Source organism: Pseudomonas sp. SG20052, from assembly GCF_031766055.1.
In the GTDB taxonomy this organism is placed as follows: domain Bacteria; phylum Pseudomonadota; class Gammaproteobacteria; order Pseudomonadales; family Pseudomonadaceae; genus Aquipseudomonas; species Aquipseudomonas mandelii.
On record NZ_CP134498.1, the window covers coordinates 3,267,639 to 3,280,026 of the forward strand.

The following is a 12,388-nucleotide window of genomic DNA, read 5'->3' on the forward strand; positions in this document are numbered from 1 at the left end:
TATGTGATTGCGGCTAGAGTCCGAACGCCAGTTTCAGTTCACTCGGTTGCGTCCGCTGCGCTTGGCTTGATAGAGGGCATCATCGGCCCGAATCAGAAGGCTTTCCACATCGTCACCAGCTTTGGCGAGGGCGACACCAAAGGACGCAGTTACGGTGTCTAGCACTTCATCCGTGCCACGAACCTTGATCCGCAGCGCCTGAATTTTTAGGCGCAGCTGCTCAGCAAAAGTATGAGCGCTGGTGAGATCAAAACACTCTTGCAGGACTACACAGAACTCTTCACCGCCATAGCGTGCCGCCAGGGCCTGAGGCGGGATTGAGTTCCGCAACACCTGACCAACATGCTCAAGTACGCGGTCGCCCAAAGGATGGCCATACCGGTCATTGAACTGCTTGAAATGATCGATATCCAGCATGACCAATGCCACCCCTTGAGGTGCGTCTTTCAGCAATTGCTCCAACAGACGAGTGAACGTGGATCGGTTCAACACCTTAGTCAGGCCATCCAGCGTCGCGTCCAATTGCGCTCGCTCCAGTTTTTCTCTTAGGCTCTTTATCTCCTTTTGTGCGGAGTGCAATTGAGAAAGAAATAGCGCTTGCTGATCCTGCATGAGCTGGGTGCTTTGTTGCAGTTCGTTGAGTATGGCCGGCAACCCCTTGTCAACCGGCTCTTCGAGCATTTCCAGGCAATGCCAAAGACTGGTTTGAAAGTTGACGCTGCCATTCATGCTACGCGAGACATCGCGCTCCATATTGTCGACCAGTTTGATCGCTTGCTGCTGCCCCGCACGGGCGTCCTCCAATTCATCGCGAATTATGAACTCGCGAAACAACTTGGCAGCGGCCTCTGGGGGGAAGCAATTGAAGTCTTTGACCACCCTGTCCAGATGGCGATTGAGCTCGGGCTCCCGGCCTCTGCTGTAGGTGTACCAAAGCGCGTAGTGCACCGGATTCGGGGGAATGTTATGACGCACCATCAGTGGTACAGCTTGCTTCAGCAAGGTTGCAGCCTCGCGGGAGTCCTCTGGATACAGCGCTAGGGCAGTCGCACGCGTTTCTGATTGGCTCATAACGTCACTATGGTTGGTTTTTATTGGCATATATGAAGTCGGGGGGCAGCATATCCTTATGTACAGTAAGCAGCCATACATAAGTCCATGAGTAAAACATCCAGCGTTCCTGGCGATTACGAAATCATCCCAGGCATGTTCCCAATTTGACACGATCGCCGTGTTGGAAGAAATTGATGATCCGCTTCTTCTCTTCGACTGCCGCTCAAATCTTCAACACGATCGATTGGATATTTCCCTACCGGCCACCAACTCAGTCGATTACTGGGCGCCTAGTTTCTTAATAGGAATGACAAATTGCTGACTCGGCCCGACAAAGACGCGCTTCGTGCGATGCTGGAATCACAAGTTCAGGGAAAGTTACAGCACGACCCTGGCGCGGTTACGACTTATGCCGCTCAGCCTGAACCGGAGCGTAAGCCTTACACCACCAAGCCCACGGCTCAAGACAAGGCATTTCACAGGGAGCTCAATCAGATGCGTGCGGATGCTGAAGCCGGAGTGATACATAAATCAGTGCGCGAACCAATGGACGATGGTGAGTCTAGCCTTGCGCTCGATGACTACCCTAGTTTGAAAGAGGCAGGCTCTGCACCAAATCGATGGTGCCGAACATGGGTGCGTGCTCTGTCTTACTAAAGCGGGTAAGGAACTCGATGGAGGACGTAAAGGTTAGCAGTAAAAAAAGCCCGCCAAGGGGAGATGGGCTTTAAAAAGTCATGAGGATCAGACTCAAGTTTATACCACCAATTACGTCTTGCTAGGGCATCGGGCATCCGAAAAAAATGGCACTGAGAAGACTCAGTGCATGGATTCTCAGTGCGTCTTAGTCCGCACAATCCTTCCCGCCTTCACCTCTGCCGCATAAGCCCTTAGCTTGTCTGCGTCGCTGTACAGCATGGACATTAGATTAAGGACGGCGGTGATATCCACTCCATCAATGCGCTCAGCCAGCTTGCTCAGTTCACCAGATACAAGTTCCAAATTGTCAGCTATGTCCTTAAGGTCACGCTTCAGTCCCACAGCAGGCTTTCTTGGCCCCATGACTACCTCGTAAAATTCCTACCGCGCCACTTATTCGGGTTTGGCGCACAATCGTTCCAGTCTTCACTTCTGCCGCATAGCCGCGCAGCTTCTCTTGCTCCGCTTTCAACATCTTAGTTAAACCATATGAGGGGCGCTAGGTATCCTTCCAGGAAGAGGTCTGGGCAAATGCCTACTTCCCATATGCGCGGCCATAGAAGAGGTAACGAAGCGCCTTTCGGAATACGGAGCGGGTATCCCGCAGCCAACGCAAATGCAGCAATGGAAACGCTAGACAAAAATGCTCAAGTCATCACGGACGCGATCTTGCGGATACATCAATCCTAGGCTCCCTGCCTTCTTGGGCCTTGTTCCTCTGTCCCCCCGAAGGCACTATGATCGTACCGAAGTCGCCAGATGAGTATTTGCCATGTCAGCCTACAGGGCGATTGCCATGCTCGGAGTTGCGGTAGTGATCTCTACCGCAGCTTACTCCGCTCATTTTGTGGGAGAGCAGATCGAATACCTGCATCAGAAGCTTTCCCCATCTACAAAAGATTTGACTCTCGCGACCGAATGGCCCAACACAGAAATGGCTCTCCCAAAGCTGGAAGGCCACTTTTCGGGCCGCTTACAGACAACATCTCAATTAACGCTAACTGATTTTTCTACTGAAGAAGCGATGATCCACCTATCACGATGATTTCATCGTTTGAGGGCGTACAGTCGAATCAGCTACTTCAGTGTTCCTGGCCCGCTCCCCCATCGTGGGCCTTTTTTAAACCGAAAAAAGGGATCAGTTACGAAGGTTCTTTCCCGTGCACGGCTCCTTATCTTGCTCTAACTGGCTGAGCTTCCCTCAAATAGCTTTCGTCGCGAGTGGAGCGACAGCATTCCGGTACAAAGTCAGCGGGGATCCTGCTGGTTATCCATGACTGCATTATCGGTCTCTTCCCGTAACTAGCGTCGAAGCCCGTTTGGCGTGCAGCATCTGCGCTCACCGGAGATGTTGGCTTATCGAACCTTGCCGCTTGCACGTACTCGCGTTGGGGTGCTGGGTAATTGCACATACTTCCCCACCCATTTGCATTCGACCTGATCAGTCATTTGCATCGGATTTGACCAGTACGAGCCGTCGACATGACCGGCAGAGGGCTGTCCTTCTCTAAGAGTAGCTACCGACTTTTGTTGTCAGGTGCGTAAGGCTGCGATGGGAATGCACTGCATTGACCTCCGTAAGGTGATCCACCGACCGTCGTTGGATAGCCGGATCATTGACCAAGCTGCCAGACGCCACTGCCCGTCGTCCACCCTATTAAGGGAGGTACGTAGAACTAAAGTGAGTGACTAGCATTGAAAAAGTACTGGTGTTAGATCAGGTGGCGATTACAGCCCGCTATCAGTTGCTTAAGTCCCTCCATGCTCAAAATTTTGACGTCACGTTTTGCCACAACCACTAAGCTCTGTTCCCGTAGATGAGTGAGACCCCGGCAAACGGTTTCAAGGCGAAGCCCCAGATAGGAGGCGATTTCTTCACGACGCATTTTCAAGACGAACTGTCTGGATGAATAACCACGCATACTCAATCGTTGCGACAGGTTCAGCAGAAAGGCCGCTAGGCGCTCCTCGGCGTTCATGTTACCCATCATCATCAGCATGTCGTGATCGCGTACGATTTCTCGACTAAGTATCTTGTTCAGGTTGTGCTGCAATGATGGCAGCTCCCGGGCAAGTTTCTCCAGCTGAGTAAAGGGTATAGGGCAGACTTCGCTGTCCTCCAATGCAAACGCATTACAGTTATGCACGTCTGTACTGATGGCATCTAAGCCAAGTGTCTCTCCGGGCATCTGGAATCCGGTGACTTGCTCACGTCCATCGATCGAAAGAACATTGGTCTTGAATGAACCTATACGTACCGCATATAGCGAACGCAAAGGATCACCAATGCGGTAGAGGGCGGCGCCTTTTTTGACCTTGAAGCGCTGGGCGATAAGCTTGTCCAATCGCTCGGCTTCCTCGATTGTCAAACCAAGTGGCAGGCATAGCTCCAGTACGGTGCATTGGGAGCATGACGTGGAAAGACGATTAGCTGAATACAACTGGTTGACTGACATATCAAGCCGCCTTCCGGTTGGGTGAATCTCGCCAAATAAAATTAGTCCCCTCTGCCAAGCGACTAACCTGACGTGGACAATCACAACGTGAATTATGAATCCAATTGCATTGTAATTCCCCTGCCTGGCGAATGCGGCTTATTGTTCTATGTTAAAGGCTCCACTGGTCTTATAAGTATTTAGCATAAGAAAAGCCGTCGAACGGATCCATTGGATGGTTAAGTTATTGAACTTTTGTGAGGGCGCCGTAAATATTACTAACCCTCTAAGAAGCACACAAACAAACGATACAACAAAGTTAAATTTGTATAACTTACGTAAAAGTTTACTCGCTGGTGCGCGCCATGGTCGGCAGGCAACGCATATGGCATTCACGCCATTTCCTTGCCACCATCCACTGATTTTGACCGATAGCTGCCAGTCGCGAGGGACTGAATCGGCTAGGAGCCGCGGTCAGGATTGATCTGGGTAGGTTGGGTTGGTGAGGTGTGCCGTCACGGGTGAAAATAGGGGCCAGTGAGGCGCTGCCCCTCCGTGACCGGATGCGACAGCTTGTTGATTTTTCTCAAAGTTAAAGGCTCAAGATATCGTTTAATATTTCAAATGAACCAGAGAGTGGTGGCTGTAATGCAAGAAGTGGACGCGTATACGCTGCCATGTCCAAATTGCGGCGCTGATCTTCAGCCTGCCGCACATCGGTTCGTCTCGTTTAAAGATTTATTTAGATTGAAGTGTTTCGAGTGCGGGCTGGATGTCACGGGTGATGAGATTCTTCAACTTTTTGACTCCCTTGAGTATCAGCTCAGGCAATTCAAACCAAGGGAATAGACACATCATGTGTTGCTGCTACCTGCTTCATTCCCCCCCGTCTAGCGAACTCATCCAGCTGTCGCGATCATTTTCAGTGACAACAATTTCAATTGCGACACATAGCTGCCACCTAGCGAAAGGCAGCTACTGGTCGATTTCTGCCCCTCGTGACACGCAGAAATCGACACATAGCTGCCGGTGGCGACGGGCATAAATCAGCCAGCAGCAGTCAGGGGATTATCAAAAATGGGAGATCTGTGGCTTGCATGATAGGGAGCGGGTCGAACTTCTGTCGTTCTGCAATCCATTTTCGACTTAGGGACACATCAAACCGAGCTCTCTGCAGCATCATCAAACTTAGAAGCTCGATGGTTATGCGGCCAGTACCACACTCAGGACAATGAAACTCCGTCCAGACGCCGGAGGACACAATACGAGAACGCTTGTTTCCACATATCAGGCAATCCATGTGCGTGCTCCGGCAGTGTAATCAATCGTGATTCAGACCTCTTTTCAGAAGTCCTTTTCCTTCTATCGTCAGTTGATACAAAGCATTCGCTAGAAATTCGAGCTCCCGCCACTCTTCCCACGTGATGAGATTGGTGTTGACCATGCCATCAGCCCGCGCCATCAGGGCCGATAAGTGGATACTTGGAGAGCCCTCTCTGTAGCTTTTGTCCTCATACATCAACATCCAAGCCTTCAGTTCTTCGACCTTAAACTCATCGTTCATGACTCACCCCAGATCGCTACCAGGAGGCCCCCCTTTTTATTGAAATGTAGCAGCCCTCAGAGATATGGGCTGAATAACCGTGGATAGCGAGCGTTTCATGAGGTGATTGGGCCCTTGGCAACCTGGCTTCATAGTCGACAAAAGGGTGCACCCTCGTGAATCTTCCCTAGTTCCACAGGTAGGCTGGTAAGCATTCGTTTTGATTTGTGGACTTTGGCCATTTTCTGCCCGTCCCGAGACGGCACGCTTCGCACAGGTTGGTTTTTCCGCTGCCATTCGGGACGTAGAACATGACAATTCGCTTGTGTAGCTCAAAATACTCTAGGTATCCAACCCCCGAAACTCAACACAACGTATTGTTATTAAAGGTTTTTTTACAACACCTACTAACCTTTTTCTAGTATCTGCCGATGGCATTTTAATAGGACACAAGGAGCAGTAGGAATGAGAAACAATCAACCAGTAACGCAGCGCGAAATTGCGCTAGCACCTCAACAGAAACTCATCTCAACAACAGATGCTCGAGGAGTAATTACTTATTGCAATGACGCCTTCGTCGAGATCAGCGGTTTCGACCGAAACGATCTGATTGGCGCCCCTCAAAACATCGTCCGCCATCCTGACGTCCCATCTGCAGTCTTTGCCCATATGTGGAGCGCTCTTAAGCAAGGCAACCCGTGGATGGGGATTGTCAAAAACCGTTCTAGGAATGGCGATCACTACTGGGTGAACGCTTACGTAACACCAATTTTTGAAGGCAGCCAAGTGGTTGGCTTTGAATCGGTCAGAGTCAAACCGACCGCTGAGCAGATCCGACGCGCAGAATCCCTCTACCGGCGCATCAGCCAGGGAAAACCTGCCATTCCCACTCGAGACAAGTGGCTGCCTGCCCTGCTGGACTACCTGCCGTACCTTGTCATGGGCCTGGTGGGCACTTTGAGCGGCCTGCTTCTCAACGCATCCGTAGCTATTGTCGCCACAATAGGCATATCCGTTCCGCTTGGACTGATGACCTCTCGTTGGCAAAAGCAAGGAACAATGCGCCTGTTGCAGATGGCTGAGCCCTCTACTTCTGATCAACTTATTGCACAGATGTACAGTGATCAGCACGGGGCTCAAGCGCGTTTGGAAACAGCCTTTGTGAGCCAGGCTGCGCGTCTAAAGACCTGTCTTACACGCCTGCAAGACACCGCAGAGCAACTCAGTGGGTTAGCCGGGAGATCCGATGTACTGGCCTCCGACAGCTCACGTGGACTTGATCGCCAGCGCGTCGAGACCGAGCAAGTGTCCGCTGCAGTCAATCAGATGGCGGCGACCACACAAGAAGTCGCGAGCCATGTCCAGCGCACCGCTGACGCCACCCAGGAGGCTAACCTGCTGACCGGACGCGGACGCGACATTGCCCGAGATACCCGCGAAGCGATCCAGCGCCTCTCTGAAGTGGTGGGTGAAACCGGGGAGACCGTCGCGCAGTTGGCCAAGGACAGCAACGAAATCGGAACAGTGGTCGACGTAATCAAAGGTATTGCCGATCAAACCAACTTACTGGCACTGAATGCCGCGATCGAGGCCGCGCGCGCTGGCGATATGGGTCGAGGCTTCGCTGTGGTGGCCGACGAGGTACGTCAGTTGGCACAGCGCACGTCTGAGTCCACTAAGCAGATCCATGACCTGATCACCAAGCTTCAGACTTCCTCTAACAATGCCGTACAGACAATGGAAAGCGGTCATCGTCAAGCCGAAGAAGGTGTGGCGTGGGTACTTGAAGCAGACAAGGCATTGGTAGGAATCAGTGAAGCCGTAGCCAACATCACTGATATGACAACGCAGATTGCGGCAGCCACTGAAGAGCAAACCGCCGTCGCTGAGGAAATCAGCCGTAACATCACCACCATTGCCCACCTGGCAGATCAGACATCGGAGCAAGCTCATCACTCAGCAGAACTAAGCAAGGAGTTGACCAAGACAGCTGCAACTCAATATTCGTTGGTCGAGCGCTTTAATCGATAGTCCCAACGCGCTGAGCCACCGGCGTTGTAATTGCCTGGGCCGCCAAAATAAACGCACTGCTTTCTAGTTCGTGCCCTCTTCCTCGCCAACTAATTAAGGGCCTTCTCAGGCCCTTTTGTACTCAGCCCAACTCACTTGGTCAGCCAAGACTCGACAGTGTCGGAACCGTATTTCGCTTTCCATTCCTTCAGCGTTTTGTGGTTGCCGCCTTTGGTTTCCACGACTTCGCCCGAGTTAGGGTTTTTGTAGACCTTCACCTGACGGGGCTTGCGAGTGCTGGCCTTGGATACGACGGCAGGAGCGCGACGGCCTGCCTGAGGATCAAGCAAGTTGATCACGTTCAGCAGGCTGTAGCCGTACTCGGCGAGCAAAGCGCGCAGCTTTGTTTCAAATTCAATTTCTTTCTTCAGGCCAGCATCGCCCTTAAGTGCTTCAAGCGCTTGGAGCTGCTCGGCCAAGTGTTTTTCGAGCTGACGGAATTCTGCGAGTTTGGACATGGTAAATCTCATATGTGATTTGTATGTACGAAAAAAGCGCTCGGCTAACACATCTTTTGCGCTTGGAGCGAAAATCCATGAAGAGCCACCGAGGCATTATCAACCATTATTACTACCAGCGAAGCCATCGCGGCCCTAGTAATGCGCCTAAGGCAGTCGGAACTAACATACCCAGCAAATACCAGGCCCCCCAAAATGGAGCCTCCATTTCAGGGCAATGCAGGCAATAGGCAATCGTAGCCATCGCACTCGCCAATAATCCAGCACAGGCACCCGTCAGTGACAGTCGCGTCGGGGCCATCCCGCGTAGGGCCCAGAAAACAGCAATAAACCCAGGAATCGAGAGCAAGGTGATGTTCATCGCGCATACCCGCCAAGTCTTACCCAGAATGATCGCGACGCGCGTATCGGGAACTGCAGTCATGAGGACATAGAGGGTACCGGCCCACACCGCTGCCACCGCTGCACCGATCAGGAGGCTTCCGGTGCCCGGAGTTACTCCAGGTCTTGCCAGTCGCGTCACCACGCTCAGAGCGCCGATCATCAGACTCAGCGGGAAGGCGATCTTCGCCCAGAAGATAGGGGTTGTTGCAACTGTGGCCAGGTCTGGACGGACACCCAATATGATCGTCACCAGCAAGGTGGCAACTACAAGCCCTGCCAGCACCGCAACACTGAAGCGCTTGGCAAGCGCATGCCGGTCTACCGGGGTGATCCCGGAGGCGAGCATGCCAATAAAATCATCAGTTTTCATAGTGCACCTCTAATCTTCAGTGCCAGCGCTTTAAGCCCGCGATGGACGCCGATCTTAACGGCTGACTCCGACAATCCTGTCATTTGCGCAGTTTCTGTGACGGACAATCCCTCAAGCTTCACGTGCATGATCGGCAGACGCTGACGCTCAGGTAATTGCTCAAGTAACTTGCCCAGGTCGCGACTGGCCTGTGCCGGTTCAAGGTGAGGCTCGGCAAACAGTTCCGCCGCATCGTCGAGGGTGTCGTTGAAGACCTCATGGCGCGACCGTCCCCGGAAAAAATCTGTGAGTTTGTAGCGGGTGATGGCATAAACCCACGCCGTCAGAGGTTGATCCGTCTGATACGTATGGCGACCGTTATGCACGGCCAGCAGCACCTCTTGCAGCAAGTCCTCGATTTCACTGGACTGGCGTTGCAGCCGGGCTCGCAAAAAGCAGCGTACATGACCACTTAACTCCGACAGGAACGAGCGATAAGCCCGCTCGTCGCCCTCAAGGCCTGCGAGGAACAGAGCCTGAAGCTGCATCTCTCGGCTGCGCAACGCGTCGTTACATGTAGTTCGTTCCATCGTCCACCCTGGTTACACGAAGAGTAAAAATATTTTTTTACCTATACAACGCCAGCCCTGACGACAGACAACGGATGATGCTTGCGCTCAAGGACGTAAGGCAACAATCGACCTTGTTTGCGGCTTATGAAAAGTTTTTGAAAAATATTTTGTGGTGGCTGTAACCGGAAAGGAGAAGCCAGCGAACTACTTATCGGATCGCAAGTACAGAGCATCCTGCACTGATACGACGACCCATCCCCATGATCCCGGAGTAACAGCCATGAACAATCTGAAACTTGCCGCCCTCGCCGTTGCCTTTTCTTCCTTCGCCGCTGGCGCCATTGCCGCAGAGACCCCAACCGCAGCCGGCTCCATGGATAAAGCAGGTGCCATGGAAAAATGTTACGGCGTTGCCATGGCTGGTCACAACGATTGCAAAGCCGGCGCCGGCACCACCTGTGCAGGCACTGCCAAAATGGACTACCAGCCTAACGCCTGGAAAAACGTTCCAGCGGGTACTTGCACCAGCATCAAGACGCCAAAAGGCACCGGCACTCTCACACCTATGTAATACCGTCACCATGGGGCACACGCCAATCATGAATAAGCCATTCCAGATCGGGGCCGGACTCGGTCTCAAACCGAACCATTATGAGGACGCCCTCGAGTGTACCGTCGAGGGTCTCTGGTTCGAAGTTCATCCGGAAAACTACATGGTTGGCGGTGGCCCCCGTTTGGCATGGCTGGAAGCCATTGGTGAGCGACACCCACTGTCGTTGCATGGTGTATCGCTGTCACTGGCCGCCGATTGCCCGCCGGACGAAGAGCATTTGAAACGTCTGAAAATGCTCGCGGATCGCGTTCAACCGGCCTTAATCTCCGAGCATCTGGCGTGGTCAACCTGGCGCGGAAAGTACCATCCTGACCTACTGCCCTTTCCCCGTACCGGAGAAGCCTTGCAGCGCATCGCAGGCAATATTCAACGCACACAAGATATCCTCGGACGTCGCATTGCGATCGAAAATCCGACCCACTATTTGCACTTCGATGGACATGACTACAGCGAGCTCGACTTTCTCACCGAGCTGAGTCGGCGAACGGGCTGCGGTTTGCTGCTGGATGTGAATAACGTGCACATCAGCGCCCATAACCTGGGGTTCGATGCGTGTACCTATCTGGATGCGTTTCCGGCGAAAGCGATCATGGAGATTCATCTAGCAGGATTCGCCGAAGATCCTGGCAACTCCACGTTACTGATTGATACCCACGATGCCCCTATCGCCGAGGACGTCTGGTCTTTGTATCGACGTCTGATCGAGAGGATCGGCCTGCGCCCTACACTGATTGAACGTGATGATCATATCCCTGACTTCGACGTTTTACTGGCCGAACGCAACCGGGCACAGACGGTGTTGAACCTTGGGCAAAACCAGCGATTGCAGGTGGCGATATGAAACCATCCCTTGCGAGTTTTCAGGATGCATTCGTGGATGCGTTGTATGGCATCGAATCATCCCTCATGGACTCACTTACCACTCAGCCTGGTTTTACGGTGTATCGCAATACAGTACTCAAGGGTTCGACTGATGCGCTGCTCGCCAACTTTCCAACTGTTGAGCGCCTGGTGGGCACTGACTGGCTCAGAAGTGCGGTGGCGATATACGCACGCCTTTCGCCGCCAACGGATGCCCGGTTGCTGCACTACGGCACCGACTTCCCCCGCTTTCTCGACGAATTTGAGCCTGCGCGAGAAATGCCTTACTTAGGCGGTGTCGCCCGGCTGGATTTGCTCTGGACAAACGTTCATTGCGCCATTGATGAACCGGGTCTGGAGCTGAGCGACTTGTCGCAGTTTACCGAGACAGAACTTGGCAATCTGTGGCTGGCACCAAGGGCCGCAGCCGGTTGGCTCTGGTTACCTGACTGCCCGGCCTACACGATATGGCGTGTCAATCGCGAACAACTGGAAATGCCAGAGGAACTCGAATGGCAAAGCGAAGGCGCGCTGCTGACACGTAAAGCCGGGCGCGTGCATTGGCAACCCGCCAGTGCTGCTGATTGTGCCTTTCTCGACGCCTGTACAGCGCACCTGCCCCTCGATCTCGCGGCAGATAAAGCCATTGAAGCCGAACCAGACCTGAATCTGGAGAATCTCATTATCCGCCTGGTGAGTGCCGATGCATTCGTTTCTATGGACTTGGGTCTTTCCTCCTGAAAAACCGGTTACTGACATCATTAAAGGAGCACGACATGGACACTCTCCAAAACCGCTCACCCGCCGCTGACCACTCCCTGCGCGGACTCTGGAATCTCGTCGCGAACCGGCTGAGCACACTCATCGACGATTCGTTTTTGGTTCTGGTGGCGCGCATTGCTATTGCCGCCATTTTCTTCATGTCCGGACGCACCAAAGTCTCGGACTTTATGACAATCACTCCGAGCACATACGAGCTTTTCCGTACGGAGTACGCATTGCCGTTGATCTCTCCAGAACTGGCGGCGCACCTCTCGACGTACAGCGAGCATCTGTTTCCTGTGCTTCTGGTGCTGGGTCTGCTTACCCGTCTATCAGCATTGGCATTGCTGGGCATGACCTTTGTAATCGAAGTGTTTGTGTACCCCGATGCCTGGCCAACTCACCTCTCTTGGGCAGGCCTACTGCTGCTCATAGTCGCGCGCGGGGCTGGATCACTTTCACTTGATCGGCGGCTGGGCATCCGATGAAACCTTCACCATTGAGCATGGTTGCAGAAAGCAACCTTGTTCATGGTTTTCGGCAACCCATGTACCGCTAAACGCTTCGTTCTCCGTGCGCCGCAAATCAC

13 protein-coding genes are annotated in these 12,388 nt (G+C 52.9%); 6 read left to right on the top strand and 7 right to left on the bottom strand.

The features are described 5' to 3' along the window. Window positions 1-33: 33 nt before the first annotated feature. The gene (locus RHP74_RS14995; RefSeq protein WP_166589641.1) at window positions 34-1,071 is read right to left on the bottom strand and encodes a GGDEF domain-containing protein; all 1,038 of its coding nucleotides are present in this window, start codon (window positions 1,069-1,071) and stop codon (window positions 34-36) included. A gap of 816 nt (window positions 1,072-1,887) precedes the next feature. Next, window positions 1,888-2,115: a hypothetical protein gene (locus tag RHP74_RS15000; RefSeq protein WP_311100250.1), complete on the bottom strand. Its 228-nt coding sequence runs from the start codon at window positions 2,113-2,115 to the stop codon at window positions 1,888-1,890. 409 nt (window positions 2,116-2,524) lie between these two features. Here RHP74_RS15000 and RHP74_RS15010 point away from each other — a divergent pair, with 409 nt between their 5' ends. Continuing rightward, window positions 2,525-2,797, top strand: coding sequence for a hypothetical protein (locus RHP74_RS15010; protein ID WP_311100252.1), 273 nt, complete (start codon window positions 2,525-2,527; stop codon window positions 2,795-2,797). Between the two features lie 667 nt (window positions 2,798-3,464). Here the strand turns inward: RHP74_RS15010 and RHP74_RS15015 are convergent. Further along, the gene (locus tag RHP74_RS15015; protein ID WP_311100254.1) at window positions 3,465-4,208 is read right to left on the bottom strand and encodes a helix-turn-helix domain-containing protein; all 744 of its coding nucleotides are present in this window, start codon (window positions 4,206-4,208) and stop codon (window positions 3,465-3,467) included. Window positions 4,209-5,508: 1,300 nt separating this feature from the next. Next, on the bottom strand, window positions 5,509-5,751 hold the full coding sequence (locus RHP74_RS15020) for a hypothetical protein (RefSeq protein WP_311100255.1): 243 nt from the start codon (window positions 5,749-5,751) through the stop codon (window positions 5,509-5,511). Window positions 5,752-6,195: 444 nt separating this feature from the next. Here RHP74_RS15020 and RHP74_RS15025 point away from each other — a divergent pair, with 444 nt between their 5' ends. Continuing rightward, window positions 6,196-7,761 (top strand): PAS domain-containing methyl-accepting chemotaxis protein, encoded by a 1,566-nt coding sequence (locus RHP74_RS15025; protein ID WP_311100258.1) that lies wholly within the window; start codon window positions 6,196-6,198, stop codon window positions 7,759-7,761. 131 nt (window positions 7,762-7,892) lie between these two features. Here RHP74_RS15025 and RHP74_RS15030 read toward each other — a convergent pair whose 3' ends face one another. From RHP74_RS15030 to RHP74_RS15040, 3 genes are all read right to left on the bottom strand, one after another. Then, window positions 7,893-8,258 carry a histone-like nucleoid-structuring protein, MvaT/MvaU family gene (locus RHP74_RS15030; RefSeq protein ID WP_311100259.1) on the bottom strand — a complete coding sequence of 122 codons (366 nt, stop codon included), beginning with the start codon at window positions 8,256-8,258 and terminating at the stop codon, window positions 7,893-7,895. A 112-nt stretch (window positions 8,259-8,370) separates the two neighbouring features. Beyond that, window positions 8,371-9,012: a DUF1109 domain-containing protein gene (locus RHP74_RS15035; protein ID WP_311100261.1), complete on the bottom strand. Its 642-nt coding sequence runs from the start codon at window positions 9,010-9,012 to the stop codon at window positions 8,371-8,373. Next, the gene (locus RHP74_RS15040; protein WP_311100263.1) at window positions 9,009-9,581 is read right to left on the bottom strand and encodes a sigma-70 family RNA polymerase sigma factor; all 573 of its coding nucleotides are present in this window, start codon (window positions 9,579-9,581) and stop codon (window positions 9,009-9,011) included. Before RHP74_RS15040 ends, RHP74_RS15035 begins: the two co-directional genes overlap by 4 nt. A gap of 262 nt (window positions 9,582-9,843) precedes the next feature. Here RHP74_RS15040 and RHP74_RS15045 point away from each other — a divergent pair, with 262 nt between their 5' ends. From RHP74_RS15045 to RHP74_RS15060, 4 genes are read left to right on the top strand one after another with little or no spacing between them, the layout of a single operon-like run. After that, window positions 9,844-10,134 carry a DUF2282 domain-containing protein gene (locus tag RHP74_RS15045; RefSeq protein ID WP_208668277.1) on the top strand — a complete coding sequence of 97 codons (291 nt, stop codon included), beginning with the start codon at window positions 9,844-9,846 and terminating at the stop codon, window positions 10,132-10,134. A gap of 28 nt (window positions 10,135-10,162) precedes the next feature. Next, window positions 10,163-11,017: a DUF692 domain-containing protein gene (locus tag RHP74_RS15050; protein ID WP_166589628.1), complete on the top strand. Its 855-nt coding sequence runs from the start codon at window positions 10,163-10,165 to the stop codon at window positions 11,015-11,017. Then, complete coding sequence (locus RHP74_RS15055) at window positions 11,014-11,778, top strand: DNA-binding domain-containing protein (RefSeq protein WP_247292040.1); 765 nt, start codon at window positions 11,014-11,016, stop codon at window positions 11,776-11,778. The genes RHP74_RS15050 and RHP74_RS15055 overlap by 4 nt, the downstream gene beginning before the upstream one ends. 35 nt (window positions 11,779-11,813) lie before the next feature. Next, window positions 11,814-12,287 (top strand): DoxX family protein, encoded by a 474-nt coding sequence (locus tag RHP74_RS15060; protein ID WP_311100269.1) that lies wholly within the window; start codon window positions 11,814-11,816, stop codon window positions 12,285-12,287. The last annotated feature ends 101 nt before the right edge of the window (window positions 12,288-12,388 follow it).